This is a genomic window from Halomonas caseinilytica, from assembly GCF_001662285.1.
In the GTDB taxonomy this organism is placed as follows: domain Bacteria; phylum Pseudomonadota; class Gammaproteobacteria; order Pseudomonadales; family Halomonadaceae; genus Halomonas; species Halomonas caseinilytica.
The window spans coordinates 258,642-272,733 of the sequence record NZ_BDEO01000006.1 but is presented as its reverse complement, the minus strand read 5'-3'; the positions used below and the strand labels follow the sequence as shown (position 1 = coordinate 272,733).

The window sequence follows — 14,092 nt, the reverse complement described above, 5'->3', positions numbered from 1 at the left end:
CGGTGACGGTATTATGTAGTGGCGATTACATGTCTATCCTGGTAGTTATCCAGCGCATGTCGTCCTTGGAATACCAGATCTCTGCGTAGTACTCGCTACGGATCATAGCTCCAAAACCATTCTCGGCATCCACATATCCCCATGCCTCATAGGAGCACTCTCCCGAGTCAGACTTAGCCACCAGAACTTTGCTATCATTCCTGCTCGGCCAGTCCGCCGTAGATGGTGCTTTCAACCTGCCTTCTATAGACTCCTTGATAGCTGCATAAGCTGCATCCCGGCTGCCACATTCGCGTTCTTGCGGTGACTCGAGAAACTGCGATGCAAAGATTGCTGCTACTGCAATGGAAGCTACCAGGATAATGAAGCCCTTCATGCGGTGCCTTTCCGGTTGTCTGCCCAAATAAACGACGAATTTTTCGTACGACCGCTATATATCAAGGATTTCCACCAGAGTCGTTAGGGCGAGCATTGTAAGTTTCACCCATCATCTTCTGGCTAGCTTCAAGCATATCGTCAGCAAGTGTCTGCTTGCCCCACCGGGCAACCTCGCCATCTTCGAATGTCACCACCAGCCGATCTTGAGCCAATGATTCATTGTCGACTGGGGTAAAGCCTACCATCACGGGGTTCCAGTAGATCCAGCGCTCACGAGATGCGTTGACATCTGTCCGCCGCGGATCACCCAGCACAGACTGCACCTGCTGTTTGCTCATCCCCAGGGCCAGATTCATGGAAGCCTGATTATAATCGATACGATTCGCCGCACAGCCCGACAGCAAGCCCGTCAGTAACAGCACGGCGACAAAAGCGACGTTTTTCATTCAGATCCCCTTATGATATAGCCGCCTCTACCGGGCGGATTGCACCCATAGCGTATCGCAAGCTATACGGAGCCGCACGGCGCTTCACGAATTCAGCTTCTCCTTTGCTCCCGTCTCGATACACTGGACCTGCAGCAGGGTGGTACGCATGTCTTGTACCCCCATCATCTGCATGGTCGAGTGCAGGGCCGTGGCATCTATGCCTTGGTGAAATGTGCCGGCAAGGCCGGCCACGATGCGCCATTGCCGCGAGCAGGCCAGGAAAACATCATACGCCACCTGGTGCTCTCGCCACACTTCGCAATATTGCGACCGGCGCATGTTGTCATCGACTTCCAGCCCCCATGCCTCAGCGTCCTCTACGATCTGGGAAGGCCGACCGGCAGCGGCCCAATGCCGGCCGGCCTCGATCAGTTTTTTTCTGCGGCGGCTGCCCTTCCCTCCTGCGCACGGTACCAGCTGAGGATGAGAGCACGGCGTGCGTAGGTCTTGTGCATCACGTCATCCACCAGTTCCTGGCAATGTGGCAGTGGTTTGCCGTCCGCCGTCAATGCGCCGGAAAGCTCGAGAAGGTCTTCTTCGACCAGCTGTTCATCCTCAATCTCGCCGGCCTGGATGGCCTCCACGCGGGCACGAGCCTCGGGGTACGGGTACAGTCGCCACCGCGCGTGCAGGGATTCAGGTTCGTCCATGCCCGGTGTGTGAATCTCGACATCTACCCAGATGTCCGGCACTTCCTTGACTACGTAGGGCATCGATTCGCTCCTTATGTGAACTTGAGAGTGAGTTCGGGGGCACCACCAGCACCCGGCAGCCAGCGTGTATCCAATTGGTAGTGCACCACGCCGTCACTGTCCTGGTAGGTGATGTTGCTCAATTGAACAGCGGTCCCAGCGAGCTCGACGATATTGCCGGGTGTCTTCCCATGTGTAAGCGTCACTGGGCCGGTGGTGTGGCCGCTATGACTCTCAACAGCAGTGAAGTAGTCCTTCGTCGTAATGGCCGGTGCCTCGATATTGAGTGAGCCCGTCGATTCGCGATCCGTGATCCGCACCTTCTCGCAGTTGATCAGGTTGCGGTGGTTGACGGTATTACCCAGCGAGAGCGACAGAGACTCCGTACACGCCGCGTGGCCATGCACCTGGATCGACGTGTTTTCAGCATTGACCGGGATTTCGTCGGCCTGGGTCAGCTCGGAGATCGTCACTGGAGAGGAGACCTCCGGTTTGTTGTAGAGCCCCGTCATCTGGAACTGGATGGTCGGGTCCTGACCGGACGTCACGTCGAAATCGGGCGTGCCCATCGCACCGGTGATTTTCTGTACTTGGCCATCCTGGCGATAGTAAATCGTGCAGCTCTCCCACTGGCCCTGTACCGGTTGATAGAGAACGTCACTCGTCGACTCGGTAACCGACATCCCACATGCTCGCAGCAGCGCATCAAAGGCCGGCGGGGTGCCAACGGTACCGCTGCCCGCCAGGCCCACCGTGATATTGGCCGTCACATAAGGTGCAACATTTCGCTCGGGCTGAGCGCCCAGTTGCTCGCGCAACCGGTTGAGCGCCTGACGATCCCCCTCATAAGGTGTCACCTCCATCTCGGCGACGTAGATGCGATCAGAACCATCGGGGGTGGAATCCTGGCCGTAGGTCGACTCCACCTTCACCAGGACCATCTGTTTACGCGTCAGCATCGTCGACCTCCTCTTGCTCGTCGCTCGGCTCCGCCGGCGCCTCCTGCTCGACAGCGTCGTCCGGCGTCAGTTGCGCGCTTGTTGGTAGGGCGTCCTCGGTGTATTCGACACGCACAGGCTCGCCATCGCGGACCACGTAGCGTCCGCCGTTCTGGGTATTCATGGGGTGGTTCCTCTTACTGGGTACCGCGCAGCCAGGTGTCGACGTTCCAGAACTCGCGCCACCAGATCAGCTCGCCGCGGATGTCGGTTGTCTGGCCACCACGATAGGCCGTGGCATCATGCCGCTCGGTGAATACATGGCCGAACAACGCCTGGCGGATGGCATGCCGCTGCGGGCGAAAGTCGGGGCGCTTGCACACCAGCCAGATGCCATAACTGAGAGTGATGCGCTGCGTTGGTCGGATGGTCTCCATGTCACCAGAGGCGCTGTCCTCCGCTAGATAGATCAGTGCGGCTGGCGTTTGGTCATCGAAATTGTCGATCGGCGCGGCGAACCACGCCTCGTCGACGATGGCCAGCCCAGGGCACTGGTCGCGCACCTGTTGGATCATGGCGTCGATGATGTCGGGGTCCGTCATACCTGCCCTGCCTTTTCACTGAGGATGTGCTCGAGGCGGTCGCTGAACTCCTGCGGGAGATCGCGCCTCACCAGGTCCTGCGCGCCTTCGATGGTCTCGGGATAGGCCACCATGCCCGGTACCGAGGGACCGAACTGCATGCGCGGCTGACTGGCGTTGTCGTCCTGGTCGGCACGCCGAAGGATGCGATCCTTGGCGTACCACCCGCCCGGTACCAGCTGCCGCCCCTTGTCCTTGCGGACGCGCACCGTGACGCCCTGCCGTCGCGCCAGCTTGCCCTTGCGCGGCCCCGACCGCACCTTGCGGCGCGGCGATACCGACACCCACTTGCGCTTCGGCGAGAACTGCTCGAGCGGCAAGCGGCGCCCGGTGTAGAGCAGCGCCCGGGTGGCATCGCGGCGCACGCGCTCGATCTTCAAGCGCTTCTTGATGTCCCGTGCTTTGAGCGTGTAGGTGCCGCGAATGTCCCGCGAGATGTGGGTCGCCGCCTTCCGACTGGTGGCATCCACCGCACGCTGCAGCGCCTTTTCCACGTCTCGCGGGTCAAAGCGCTTCCGCAGCTTCTCCAGGTCGCGAATGTCGAAACGAACGTCGAACATGGGGCTTCTCCGTCAGGACACCCAGAGGCGACGCATATGGCCGTCGTCCTCGAGGATCTGCTGGACATCCCAGGTGCGCGATGGCGTGACGATCTGGTCACCCTGTCGGCTGGTGGCCACATCCGACACCTGCACACTCACGGTGGTGACGTGCATGGGCACCTGGTTCTCGTCATCGACCTCGAAGTCATGATCGAGCATGTACGGGATGCCGGTGGCACTGGATGCCGATCCCTGGTAGTCACACGTGCCGTCGGACAGATGGGTCATGACCGCCTCATCGAGGCGGTCGAGGTGGTCCTGAAAGCTCATGGAGATTTACCACCCCTTACGGGGCAGTGTTCTCGTAGAGTTTGATGTTGACCTTCGGCCGTGTGCAGAGGTGCGCCGGGTTGGACTGCGCCTCAAGGCTGACCCCTTTGTTGTGGTCCAGCGGTTCGGAGCTGGCGTAGAACGGCAGGCCCAGGGTGTTGACGGTGTCCATGTAATCACCGGGGGCGAAGCGAGAGATGAACAGGTCCATCACGCCCTCAGGCGATGCGTAGGCTTCGGTGTCGGCGATCTTGATCGGACCGCCACCGCGATAGCGCTCCCAGAAAATGCCGCCGAACATGAAACCGTCACGAGGATCCTCACGAAGCTGGGCGCCCGCTTGGTAACGCTCGTAAGCCTCCTTCACCGCCTTGTGGCTGATCAACTTACGCCAGAACGACTTGCCGCAGCGCACGGTGATACCGGTGTAGGACAACCCGCCAAGCGCATTTTCCACCTTCTCGTGGATGTCGAGGGACTTCCCCTTGACGTCGGTGCTGGCGGTGTCGAGGGCCATCTCAACAGTCTGTTGAGTCATGCCAAACGTCTGGAACAGGTCGTAGATGACCGTGCTACCGTCGGAGTCCAGCACCTTGCCCATGATCGCGCCCAGCTTGTGGTGCTCGTGGGTCATGTCGATACGGCGGGCCATCTTAGCCAGACGACGGTTGACCACGGTCTGCACCGCTTGCTCTTGGTCTTCGCTACCAAAGGCGCGAACGTTCTGAACTTCATCGGCATTGATAGTGGCTGTGGTCGGCAGATGAGCAGTATGGAAGCTCACGCCAGTACGCTTGTCGGCACCGACCACTGTACCGGGCGCACCGCGCGGCTTGTTCTCAACCAGGCCCAAGGTGTCGCCGTCCTTCTCGATGACTAGGCTAGTGGTAGAGATACCTTCGGCCTCGAACAGGCCGGCCTGGCCGATCTGGCTCGGCACGTATTGGACCTCGTTGATCGCCGCGGTCAGGGACGACAGCGAAAAGATGTCCGAATCGAAGATGCCCATGGTTGGCTCCTTCCTCTTTCATGAATGATCAGTCGCCCGCGATGGGCTGTCGGAGTCGCGCTGCCGTCAGCGCAGGATGATGCCGCGGCCGATCAGGTCGTTGACGGCCGTATCGGTCTGAGCCTGGGTAATGCCGTCCGGGAAGGTCAGCGCCGCCTGCTCGATCTCGCAGGCCCGCACGTGGACCACACACGGCTGAGGCGAGTCGCTGGCATCCACGGCGGCGTACAGCACCGCCTTGGCGACCTCGGTGCCGTCAGTCGCAGCAGGGGCCAACTGGACATAATCGCCATTGGCGTCCAGCGCCAGCACGGCGCCGGCAGGCAGATTGCCGGCCGCCAAGGTGCCCTGCTCACGCGAGCGGGCTCCGTTGGCCTCGGATACCACATGCTCCCCGGTATGACGGGGCTCGGTGAAATTGGTGGTTGCCATGATTCAGTCTCCTCGATGGCTGGGGTCAGGATGCCGAGGCCCGATCAGGCCTGGGTCTTGCGGTTCTGCCGGTCATAGATCTTCTGGTAATCGATGCCGGCTCGGTGCCCGCCTTCGGGCGAATGACTGTTGTGGATGGCGTGGCGATTGCCACTGGCCGCGGCGACGTCATAGATGTAATCGCTGGCCTGATCCTCCGGCATGCCGTTGTCGATCAGCTTGTCGAGCAGCTGCGTCTGGCCGGTGGTCTGGCAGGCTTTGACGATGGCCGTAACGCGCGTGCGCTCGGCGGCGATGACCTCGTCAGCATTCGGAGCAGGGCCCGCCTCTGCCAAAGCGGCAGCCTTGATGGCCGCCACCACGTCGGGATGGGTGTTCTGCAGGGATTCCGCCGTAATCTCGAAACTCTCTACCGCACCAGGCTGCGCCTGGCGTAGGGCGATGATCCGGTCACCCAGATCGGCAGCCTGGGCCTCGGCCTGCTCGGGGGTGAGGTCGAAGGCCAGCGCCAGCGCATCGGCGGCGGTCATGGTGGCGTTATCACCCTGCCCCTTGAGCTGGGCTTTCAGCTTGGCGATCTCGCCCTGCTGCTCGAGCTGCTTCATGAAGGGCTGGATGTCGGCACTGGCCACGGCGCGGAGCGACTCATCGGCGTCGGTGGCGAAGCCCCACTCCATTGCCTCTTCGGCATCGAGGTAGGTGTCGCCCTGGTCCAGCAGCGCATTGATTTCATCGGCGCTCTTGCCTGTGGTGGCGGTATAGATCTCGACCAGCGAGGCATCGACCTTCTTCAGGTTCCGCGCGATCTCTTCCATATCGGCCACATTGAAGGCGCCACAGATCAGGGCGCTGGCCCGGTGCGTCATCATGTTGCTGCCAATGGCCATGGACCGGGTGTCACCGGCCATCATGATCACCGTGGCGATGCTGGCGGCCATGCCGGTCACCCGGGTGTTCACCTTGGCCGAGTGCCCACGCAGGTAGTGGTAAATGCGCACACCGCTGGCAACGTCACCACCGGGGCTATTGATCTCGACGGTGATCTCGTCGAGCTCGCCGAGTTCATCGACAGCGGCAATGAACTCGCGGGCCGGCTGCAATCCCAGGAAGTCGTTGATCCAGTCGGGCGCCCAATCCGAGCCGATGGGCTTGTCGATCACGACATGAGCGTGACGCGGGTTGTCGTCCCGCGCCTGAATGGAAAACCAAGGCATGGGTTTAGTCCTCTTCTTCGGTGTCGGCCAGGGCCTGCAGCGCCTGGTGGAGCGCGCCACTCTTGTTGACGCGGCGCGGGTCGGAGTCGAACACCAGGCCATTGGTGTCGGCACTCTGGTTGCCCTTGGCGATTTCGGCGTCGAGTTGATCGAGCGCCCAGCCCCGCTCGCCGGCGGCCTCGCTGCGCGGTTTGAAACCGGCCCGCACCTCCAACAGGTCGGCCGAGACTTCCTTGAGCGGATCCACCCAGGCCCACTTCGGCGCAATCCAATCGATGGCCAGGTAGCGGGACCGGTTGGCCCAGTAGTCGGGGAGTCGCAGTGCACCGGAGGTCACGGCAACGTCGAGCCACTTGGCGGCAATGCGCCGGCACCATTGATGGACCAGCAGCACGCCCTGCAGCGCCTCGACGCGGCGGCGGAACTCGATGACACCGGCGCGGATGCTGGAGTAGTTCACGCCCTTGAGATCGCCGGTCAGCTGCTCGTAGGTGATCCCGGCCCCAGCCGCCACGGCCAGCAGCTCGGAGCGCAGCCACTCGGTGTAGTTGCCGCCGATGTCCGGCGGGTTGGAAAACGAGACCTCCTCGTCATCCTCGAGGTAGTGGATGCCCCCCGGCGTGAACTCCTCGAGCGGTTCCACTTCACCCGGCATACTGACCATGTTGCCGAAGGGCGGGCCGTCGTCCTCGGGATCATGGCCGGTCTTGCGCTTCACGAAGGCGCCGAACAGCTGAGCCAGCTTCTGCCGAGCCAGCGTGGCGTCCTGCATCTCGTCGATCTCGTAGAGGCGCACCAGTACGGAGGTCAGCTCCGGCACGCCCCGCAGTTGCCCCGGCCGTGTGCGCCTGAACATGTGCACGACGTTGTCGGCCGGTACCGGCACCCGCTCATTGAGCCTGGAGGTCAGTTGCTCGTGCGGATGGAACCGCCAGAGATGAAAGGCCCGACGTCGGCCGATGGCATCGAACTCGATGCCAATCTTGATCAGGCGATCCCCGAAGGCACTGGAATAGCCCGGATCCAAATGCTCGGCTTCGATCAGCTGCAGCTGCATCGGTACCGAGAGGCCATCACTCGGGCGGCGATACCGGATGCGGGCCAGTGCTTCACCGGCCTCGAATTGGGAACCGGCCGCTAGCGCCTGCAGGCCATAGAAGTTGTCGACGCCATCAGCATCACATTCACTGGCCCAGCGATCCCAGAGCGCTTGAATCTCGGGCTCGTTCCATTGCGGGCGAATCCCGGTGCCGACGAGGTTGGAGACATACTTCTCCTTGGCGCTCTGGGCATAGGCGTTGTTGCGGATCGCGTTATGGCTGCGCGCCCACAGCGTCGGCAGCGACCGCGAGATCGGCCCATTGGGGCCGGTGGCTGCGTTGCCCTTTCCCGCCATACGTCGGCCCGTCGACGCTCCCTCGTAAGGTGCCTGGGCGCGTGTCAGCACGAGCTGTCCGCCGCGCATCGTCATCCGGAGGCGCGGTTTCTTGGTCATGGCGGTCATCACAGGCCCTTGCTGGTTCGAACGGATCGGGTGCGGGTACGGCGCTTGTTCGTGGCGAGGTAGGCAATAATCTGCCGTTCCACCTCACGCAGCTTGTCCAGATCGCCACTCCCCGAGTACTCGACGGTGCGGCCGTTGTAGGTGATCCGCGCCACCCGCTTGCCAGTGGCAAGGTCCAGGATGCCCCGGCGCACCTCGGCGAGATCGTCTTCGGTGTAGGCCATCGGGCAAACTCCTATATCCGGGGTTTAGCGACCCGGCGCCGTCGCTTCGACGGTGCAGGTGACTCTTTCCATTTGGGGGCAGCACGATCCTGCTCGGACTCATTGGGATCGAAGATCAACGCATTGGTATCCCAGTCGTTGGCCCAGATCGGGGGCGCACTCCAGTCGATCACCTCGCCCTTGAGCAGGATGAACAGCGCCAGGTTGTAGACGCACAGGTCGAATGCCTCATTGGGCCGCTTGCCCGGCTTGCTCCATTTGCCGGTGGCCGGGTCGCGGACCTCATAGGTCAGCTCGTCGTACCACCAGCGACCCAGCCAGGACGGCAGGTGCATGTAGCCCGCCCCGGGATGATCGCGATCCATCATCCCGGCGATGACGTCCTTGAGCAGATCCGTGCCCAGGATGTACAGCGGCACATCCCCGCGCGCCTTGCTGCGTCGTGTCTTGCGGCCGGTGTTGTCGGGCCAGGTGCGTCGAACCCGGCTGTCGGTCTTGCCACTGCCGCCCTTCACCAGATACGCCCGGCTCTGCAGCCCATCCTTGCGCAACCGCCGGAACCACTCATAGGCCTGGGAGGTCACCGACTCCTCGCCGTCGCCCTCGCCCCCGGTGTCGACCGCCACGCAGGCAATCGGCATGCGGCGGCCAGAACCATCGCCTAGCCGATAGGAGCGCTGAAGGACGTCCCGCGTCAGCAGGTCCCAGTCCTCTGGCTGAGTGGCCGGGTTGATCTGCCGAGGCGGTTGATCGTTGTCCGGTCCTCGGTCTTCCTTGATGTTGAAGCGATCGACGACCCAGGTTTCTCGGTTGGGCCCCCAGCCATGCACCTGCACGACGAAGCGCCGGTTCTTGCCGCCCTGGACATCGACGCCGGCCGTCAGGAAACGCACACCGTGCGGCACGGTGCGGCGCTCGACCTGCTCGGCCCGATCCATCAGCCGGGCGCTGGAACGCTGCACATCGCCGCGGCGATGCTGGTAGGGACGCCCCCAGTCGGTGTTGATGACGGTCTTGAGCGTCTCCTGGCTGCCGGTCTGCTCGAAGGTTTCCTCGGCACGCTCCAACTTCTCGGCCAGGCTGACCCAGCTCTGAAAGGCCGCTGCCGGGCCCTCCATCCAGAAAGAGGCGATGCGGGTCTGCCGGGGCGTGCCGATCAGCTCGCCCTCGAGGGTCAGTTCGCAGCCTTCCGGTACCCAGCGCCCGTTGAGGTTCAGGCCGCGCTTGGCCTTCGGGTCGACCTCGGTACCGCAATGCGGGCAACACACCCGGCGACTGCTCAGTTGAAAGTGGTCCCTGATCGGCTGGAACCAGCGTCGGCACGCCCGTTCGGGGCATTGCCAGTACCAGCGGCGACGGTCGCCCTGGTTGAACAGATCGAGGATGCCCGTCGTCGGCGGCGCCATGTGCGGCGCATCCGCCGGTTGCTGCCAGTCCGGGTCGGTGATCTCACGCCCCGGCGAGCTCTCGGCCAGCGTCATGCCAGTGGAGCCGAATGTCTGGGTCCGCTTGCTGGCCAGGGTGAAGGGATCGCCCTCGCCGTCGACGTCATCATCCAGGCGGTCGAAGTCGGTAATCAGCACGAACTGATAGTCCGAGCTGGCCATGACGTTCTTAGACGGCCACTTGATACCCAGGTAGTTGCCGGCTCGGAATGTCTTGTCATGGACGTTGTTGTCGTGGCCACGCGGACTCAGCCGAGGAATCAGACGCGGCGAGTGCTGCAGCATGCGGTCGATGCGCTTCTTGCTGAACTCGCGAGCCTTGTCCTCACTGATCTGGATGATCAACCCGTCGCCAGGGTCGCAGTCGATCTTGTAGGCCACATAACCATCGACCAGCGCATTGGTCTTGCCCGTGCGCGCCGGGCCGACGAAGATCACCGCGTCATAGCGTCGGCTCCCCATGCAATCGAGGGGCTCGACCATGTAGGGCGTGGCATCGGCATTCCAGTCTCGGACTGTGCCGTCACCTCCAACCACCTTCATGACCTCGCCGGCGGCCTGGCTGGCCCGAATGCGGCGCGGCGGTCGAATCAACTCGGCAACGTCTCGACGAATCGCGGCGGCACTGGCGGTATTACCCACTGCTCGCCTCCTCATCCTCGTCGTCGACGATGATCGCCTGGTACATCTGCTCGCGGAGTGCGTCGGTCGTCTGCTCGACCAACTCGATGGCCTCAGGCGGCAGCCCGGCATCGCGCTCGAGCATGTCGGCCAGGCTGTCCAGGCCGCTGGCCACTGCCTTGGCCAGTAGGCTCATCTCGCGGTGCGCTTCCTCGACCGGCACCAGCAAGCGGAGATCCTTCTCCAGCTTGATGCGCTCGTTTTCAGACTGGTACCAGGCCTTGCGGTCGGAGGGCAGCATCTCATCCGGCCCGACTCCGCCGGCCGACATCGTGTCACCGAACAGCGCGGGGCCAGCATCCTTCAGGGCATAGACGTTGACGCCGTTACGCGTGCCTGCCGGTACGACGCCGCCTTCCTTCAGCCGGCGGCGCACGGTGCCGCGATCCAGACCAAACGCATCGGCCAGCCTGCTGATATTCCAGTTGTAGGCCTCTTCCAGGCGATTGATCTGTGCCACATCCAGTCAGTCCTTGTTTCACCACCGTCACCACCTCGAAATCCCACAACCATGCGGGTTAGAGCACGCTGGTGGTGGAGGCCCTATTGCGCCGAAAATTTGTCGAATTCCGCGGCTGCGGTCCCCCGTGGACAGGCTGAAATCGGCTGGAAGGACCCGCGCCAGCGGCCTCGCGGCGGCTGGCCTCGCGCTCGCATGGGTTGAGCGCCCCGCTCAGGGCTGTGTTGAGACTGCGTGGGCAGAATGGGGCGCTCACCGATGCGTCACTTGCCAGCCACGCGCGTCTTCACGGCATCCATGAAGCTGATGGACTGCTGACCCATGCTCGCCAGGCGCTCACGGCCAGCCCGCTGGATGTCGATACCCAGCACCGCAGCCATGATCCCGAACATGACCAGAGCGTTGCTCAGTAGCTCGGCAGTATTTGCTCCGGGCTGGAACATGGCCCACACGATTGAGCTCATTATGCCGGCGCAGGAGAGAGCGAACGTCCAGCCGGTGACGCCACGCCATGCACTCTTGAGTGGGCTTTTGGCATCCAGCTCAGCGCGCATGGTCTCGTTGACCGACTGAAGACGCTTGGTGCGCTCCTGTGCTTGAGTGGCTTGCGCGGTGGCCTCGATCTCCCGCAGCTTTACCGCCGCCTCGGGGTCTGCATTGATCGCCTGGCTGACCGCTTGCGGTGACTGCTCCACACCCAGCTTGTCAGCGATGACACCACCAACAGCAGCGCCAAGTGGACCGTATAGAGCCCCGCCAGCAGCTGGCGCGATCTTGCCCACGGTTTCTGCGACATCGGACCAGTCCATCAGTAACCTCACTTCCGCCGGCGGCCGATCAGGACGTCATAGAGGTCGTCCGCCTTGTTGCGGATCCACTCCGTGCCCAGAAAGCCGAGGAACACGCAGGGGGCAATCGCCACCTCTTGTGGCCACGCCCGTGACTCGGCGAGCCACAGGAATACGGGATACAGCGCAATGGCCAGCAGGGTGCAGACCACCGCGCCGAGCAGGGCTTTCTTCATCGGGCTGCCCTCATGCACTCCACGCGCGAGCGCGACGGCGAATGTCATGACTGCCATCCCGAGATGCGGGAAATAGTCGAGCAGCCACTGCCAGTTTTGCGGGTCTCGTCCGGGCATGGAGCGGCTCTCAGGTTTGCGTTTCGTCATATGGCGCACCTCTTGGGCGGCCTGCGTTTACGGCGCTATAAGCCGAGAGTTTGCTGGGCGCTGGCCTTCGACCAGCATGTTCTGGACCTTGGCGCTCGCCTCGTCCTTGGTGATCTTGCCGTCGCTGTTCGCGTCCAGGCCGGCGTTCTGCCGATAGGCGATACCGCCGGAGAACAGCACGCTGCCTCCCGGCTCGCCGACGTACTTCGGCAGCAGGATGGCCATGTACATGTCAGGCAGGGTGCGGATGCGCCGGTGGTAAGGCTGGAAGTAGTCCTGCACGTAATCGAGCTGGCGGGTCGGTGTCATGCCGGCCAGTTCGTCGGTGGTCGTGCCCAGACCTCGAGCGGTGGCTGGCATGAACTGGATCAGCCCGGTCGCGCCAGATCCGGCGGCATTTTGGATCTCAGGGCTGAACGTGCGCCCACTCTCGAATGCAATACAGGCCATCACATGGCCCGCTTGATCCATCGACCACCCGAAGTCCTCGCACATCTCGATGACACGCTCAGCGAACGCATCGTCGACATGTGCCGCCCACGCGAGACGGATGGCGCCATGCGGAATGGCGGCAACGTGATCGAGCCACTGCATAGGCACCTCGGCGATAAGAAGCCACTCCCTCAAGGCATGGGCGCGAGGGGACGAGCACCCGGGGAATGGCTTTGACTGGTAGCGAGCCCTGGAGTCGAACCAGGTATCTCCGGGTTATGAGCCCGGCGACTTAACCGTCTGTCCCGCCCGCTTGAAACTGAAGTCTCACCGGGACATCCCGGCGAGAAGATGATCATTCGCCAGTATGGAAGCGATGCCAGCAGGTCCCGCGGTCACTTATCAGCAAAACTTCGCTGGGATGCTGAACAGGTTCGACCACGGCTTCCGCCACCAGCAGCTCAACCGCTCCATCCTTACGGCGGCATACCTCCAAGCATGCCTTGGCATATTCCGCACCAGTGTTCTTGTTGATCACCAGCACATTGGTGATGGGCTGTCGCACAGTTGCCATAAACACCTCTCAGTCAGTCGATCAATCACTCCGGCGGCTATGGTTCGCTCCAGACATCAGCCGCCGCGATGCTCGCAAACGCAAGCGGCCCGCCGAGGTAATCCGGCAGGCCGCGAATGGTCGGGCGTTCAGAACGCAAAACGCCCCACCGGATCGGCAGGGCGTTTGTGATGTCTGGCGCCTGGCGCGTACTGATCGCCAAGCTACACATATAGTAGATCAGTCGTGTCGTTCATACAAGATGTGGATTCAAATGCTAGCCAGGAGCATCAACTCGGCCCGTCCCCGGCGGGCTGTACTCTTCAGAGCATTGCCATCCTTGAATACCGGCACCCTCTCCTCTTGCTGCTCCTCGACCTTTCGCGGCTGCCCTGCTGCCTCCACACGCGCCAGCTCAGCATCGACCCGATCGGCCGGCATCGGCCAAACGTGCAGCCTGTTGCGATGCTGGCGATGGACCTCACGCACGACCGTCCGGCTCTGCGTGCCCGGTACCGCCACGAACCCCAATGCCTTGGCGTACCAGTCGATGTGTTCGGCGATATGGTCATAGCTCTTGGTCCAGGGCGTGTTGCTCACCGCTCGGGGATGCAACTTGGCCGCCTGAATCAGCGCCGCGAGAAGCTGGCGCGGTTTGATGCCTGCCGATTCTATCCAGCGGCGCGCGGCCTCATGCTGTTCATGCGTGTAGATGCCTCGGTCGTACAGGGCCGCCAACGGCTCACGGGCAATCGCGGTACCGCCGGGCGCCAGCCCAGGGGCACAAGGGCTGTGGCTGTGCCAGCCCTGGTTGTGATGGTCGTGTACCGTCCGGCGCTCGACCTCAATGTCGAGAATCCGGCTCACGAAAACCCGCGCCGCATCCGGGTCATGATCCTCGTGCGACTGCCGCGCCAGCTCCCGCAGTGTCCAGATACCGATCCGCTGATAGTCCACG

21 protein-coding genes and 1 tRNA gene are annotated in these 14,092 nt (G+C 62.7%); all 22 read right to left on the bottom strand.

Annotated elements, in window-relative coordinates; genetic code table 11:
- Positions 1-25 precede the first annotated feature (25 nt).
- The 22 genes from HSDC_RS07605 to HSDC_RS07505 all read right to left on the bottom strand — a co-directional run bounded on the left by HSDC_RS07605 (position 26) and on the right by HSDC_RS07505 (position 14,091).
- Positions 26-376 carry a hypothetical protein gene (locus tag HSDC_RS07605; RefSeq protein WP_064699332.1) on the bottom strand — a complete coding sequence of 117 codons (351 nt, stop codon included), beginning with the start codon at positions 374-376 and terminating at the stop codon, positions 26-28.
- Between the two features lie 61 nt (positions 377-437).
- Positions 438-824, bottom strand: coding sequence for an outer membrane protein assembly factor BamE domain-containing protein (gene bamE, locus HSDC_RS07600; protein WP_064699331.1), 387 nt, complete (start codon positions 822-824; stop codon positions 438-440).
- A gap of 84 nt (positions 825-908) precedes the next feature.
- Positions 909-1,145 (bottom strand): DUF1799 domain-containing protein, encoded by a 237-nt coding sequence (locus tag HSDC_RS07595; protein ID WP_064699330.1) that lies wholly within the window; start codon positions 1,143-1,145, stop codon positions 909-911.
- 89 nt (positions 1,146-1,234) lie between these two features.
- On the bottom strand, positions 1,235-1,579 hold the full coding sequence (locus HSDC_RS07590; RefSeq protein ID WP_064699329.1) for a hypothetical protein: 345 nt from the start codon (positions 1,577-1,579) through the stop codon (positions 1,235-1,237).
- 11 nt (positions 1,580-1,590) lie between these two features.
- Complete coding sequence (locus HSDC_RS07585; protein ID WP_064699328.1) at positions 1,591-2,517, bottom strand: phage tail tube protein; 927 nt, start codon at positions 2,515-2,517, stop codon at positions 1,591-1,593.
- Complete coding sequence (locus HSDC_RS16835; RefSeq protein WP_170862773.1) at positions 2,504-2,680, bottom strand: hypothetical protein; 177 nt, start codon at positions 2,678-2,680, stop codon at positions 2,504-2,506. The genes HSDC_RS07585 and HSDC_RS16835 overlap by 14 nt, the downstream gene beginning before the upstream one ends.
- A 13-nt stretch (positions 2,681-2,693) precedes the next feature.
- A complete protein-coding gene (locus HSDC_RS07580; RefSeq protein ID WP_064699327.1) occupies positions 2,694-3,098 on the bottom strand; it encodes a phage tail terminator protein in 405 nt (134 codons plus the stop codon).
- Complete coding sequence (locus tag HSDC_RS07575; RefSeq protein WP_064699326.1) at positions 3,095-3,697, bottom strand: hypothetical protein; 603 nt, start codon at positions 3,695-3,697, stop codon at positions 3,095-3,097. Before HSDC_RS07575 ends, HSDC_RS07580 begins: the two co-directional genes overlap by 4 nt.
- 12 nt (positions 3,698-3,709) lie before the next feature.
- Positions 3,710-4,009, bottom strand: a complete 300-nt coding sequence (locus HSDC_RS07570) for a head-tail joining protein (protein WP_064699325.1) — start codon at positions 4,007-4,009, stop codon at positions 3,710-3,712.
- 16 nt (positions 4,010-4,025) lie between these two features.
- Entirely contained in the window at positions 4,026-5,018 is a 993-nt protein-coding gene (locus HSDC_RS07565; RefSeq protein WP_064699324.1) for a major capsid protein, read from the bottom strand.
- A 66-nt stretch (positions 5,019-5,084) separates the two neighbouring features.
- Positions 5,085-5,450 carry a head decoration protein gene (locus HSDC_RS07560; RefSeq protein ID WP_064699323.1) on the bottom strand — a complete coding sequence of 122 codons (366 nt, stop codon included), beginning with the start codon at positions 5,448-5,450 and terminating at the stop codon, positions 5,085-5,087.
- Between the two features lie 44 nt (positions 5,451-5,494).
- The gene (locus HSDC_RS07555) at positions 5,495-6,664 is read right to left on the bottom strand and encodes a head maturation protease, ClpP-related (protein ID WP_064699322.1); all 1,170 of its coding nucleotides are present in this window, start codon (positions 6,662-6,664) and stop codon (positions 5,495-5,497) included.
- Positions 6,665-6,668: 4 nt separating this feature from the next.
- A complete protein-coding gene (locus tag HSDC_RS07550; protein ID WP_082919981.1) occupies positions 6,669-8,168 on the bottom strand; it encodes a phage portal protein in 1,500 nt (499 codons plus the stop codon).
- Entirely contained in the window at positions 8,168-8,392 is a 225-nt protein-coding gene (gpW, locus tag HSDC_RS07545; RefSeq protein WP_064699321.1) for a gpW family head-tail joining protein, read from the bottom strand. Before gpW ends, HSDC_RS07550 begins: the two co-directional genes overlap by 1 nt.
- A gap of 11 nt (positions 8,393-8,403) precedes the next feature.
- Entirely contained in the window at positions 8,404-10,479 is a 2,076-nt protein-coding gene (locus tag HSDC_RS07540) for a phage terminase large subunit family protein (RefSeq protein ID WP_064699320.1), read from the bottom strand.
- Entirely contained in the window at positions 10,472-10,978 is a 507-nt protein-coding gene (locus tag HSDC_RS07535; protein WP_064699319.1) for a DUF1441 family protein, read from the bottom strand. Before HSDC_RS07535 ends, HSDC_RS07540 begins: the two co-directional genes overlap by 8 nt.
- Positions 10,979-11,241: 263 nt before the next feature.
- Positions 11,242-11,787, bottom strand: coding sequence for a 3TM-type holin (locus HSDC_RS07530; RefSeq protein ID WP_064699318.1), 546 nt, complete (start codon positions 11,785-11,787; stop codon positions 11,242-11,244).
- A gap of 8 nt (positions 11,788-11,795) precedes the next feature.
- Positions 11,796-12,149 (bottom strand): phage holin family protein, encoded by a 354-nt coding sequence (locus HSDC_RS07525; protein ID WP_082919980.1) that lies wholly within the window; start codon positions 12,147-12,149, stop codon positions 11,796-11,798.
- Positions 12,150-12,176: 27 nt separating this feature from the next.
- Positions 12,177-12,743 (bottom strand): transglycosylase SLT domain-containing protein, encoded by a 567-nt coding sequence (locus HSDC_RS07520; RefSeq protein WP_064699317.1) that lies wholly within the window; start codon positions 12,741-12,743, stop codon positions 12,177-12,179.
- Between the two features lie 76 nt (positions 12,744-12,819).
- Positions 12,820-12,895 (bottom strand) — tRNA-Met (locus tag HSDC_RS07515).
- A gap of 41 nt (positions 12,896-12,936) precedes the next feature.
- The gene (locus tag HSDC_RS07510; RefSeq protein ID WP_064699316.1) at positions 12,937-13,155 is read right to left on the bottom strand and encodes a hypothetical protein; all 219 of its coding nucleotides are present in this window, start codon (positions 13,153-13,155) and stop codon (positions 12,937-12,939) included.
- 249 nt (positions 13,156-13,404) lie between these two features.
- Positions 13,405-14,091 (bottom strand): hypothetical protein, encoded by a 687-nt coding sequence (locus HSDC_RS07505; protein WP_064699315.1) that lies wholly within the window; start codon positions 14,089-14,091, stop codon positions 13,405-13,407.
- Position 14,092 lies beyond the last annotated feature (1 nt).

Coding starts and splice junctions, on each gene's coding strand:
- HSDC_RS07575 (WP_064699326.1), bottom strand. CDS start 3,697: ATGTTCGACGTTCGTTTCGACATTCGCGACCTGGAGAAGCTGCGGAAG.
- HSDC_RS07570 (WP_064699325.1), bottom strand. CDS start 4,009: ATGAGCTTTCAGGACCACCTCGACCGCCTCGATGAGGCGGTCATGACC.
- HSDC_RS07510 (WP_064699316.1), bottom strand. CDS start 13,155: ATGGCAACTGTGCGACAGCCCATCACCAATGTGCTGGTGATCAACAAG.
- HSDC_RS07580 (WP_064699327.1), bottom strand. CDS start 3,098: ATGACGGACCCCGACATCATCGACGCCATGATCCAACAGGTGCGCGAC.
- HSDC_RS07550 (WP_082919981.1), bottom strand. CDS start 8,168: ATGACCGCCATGACCAAGAAACCGCGCCTCCGGATGACGATGCGCGGC.
- HSDC_RS07520 (WP_064699317.1), bottom strand. CDS start 12,743: ATGCAGTGGCTCGATCACGTTGCCGCCATTCCGCATGGCGCCATCCGT.
- HSDC_RS07565 (WP_064699324.1), bottom strand. CDS start 5,018: ATGGGCATCTTCGATTCGGACATCTTTTCGCTGTCGTCCCTGACCGCG.
- HSDC_RS07595 (WP_064699330.1), bottom strand. CDS start 1,145: ATGCGCCGGTCGCAATATTGCGAAGTGTGGCGAGAGCACCAGGTGGCG.
- HSDC_RS07555 (WP_064699322.1), bottom strand. CDS start 6,664: ATGCCTTGGTTTTCCATTCAGGCGCGGGACGACAACCCGCGTCACGCT.
- HSDC_RS07605 (WP_064699332.1), bottom strand. CDS start 376: ATGAAGGGCTTCATTATCCTGGTAGCTTCCATTGCAGTAGCAGCAATC.
- gpW (WP_064699321.1), bottom strand. CDS start 8,392: ATGGCCTACACCGAAGACGATCTCGCCGAGGTGCGCCGGGGCATCCTG.
- HSDC_RS07585 (WP_064699328.1), bottom strand. CDS start 2,517: ATGCTGACGCGTAAACAGATGGTCCTGGTGAAGGTGGAGTCGACCTAC.
- HSDC_RS07525 (WP_082919980.1), bottom strand. CDS start 12,149: ATGACGAAACGCAAACCTGAGAGCCGCTCCATGCCCGGACGAGACCCG.
- bamE (WP_064699331.1), bottom strand. CDS start 824: ATGAAAAACGTCGCTTTTGTCGCCGTGCTGTTACTGACGGGCTTGCTG.
- HSDC_RS07530 (WP_064699318.1), bottom strand. CDS start 11,787: ATGGACTGGTCCGATGTCGCAGAAACCGTGGGCAAGATCGCGCCAGCT.
- HSDC_RS07590 (WP_064699329.1), bottom strand. CDS start 1,579: ATGCCCTACGTAGTCAAGGAAGTGCCGGACATCTGGGTAGATGTCGAG.
- HSDC_RS16835 (WP_170862773.1), bottom strand. CDS start 2,680: ATGAATACCCAGAACGGCGGACGCTACGTGGTCCGCGATGGCGAGCCT.
- HSDC_RS07560 (WP_064699323.1), bottom strand. CDS start 5,450: ATGGCAACCACCAATTTCACCGAGCCCCGTCATACCGGGGAGCATGTG.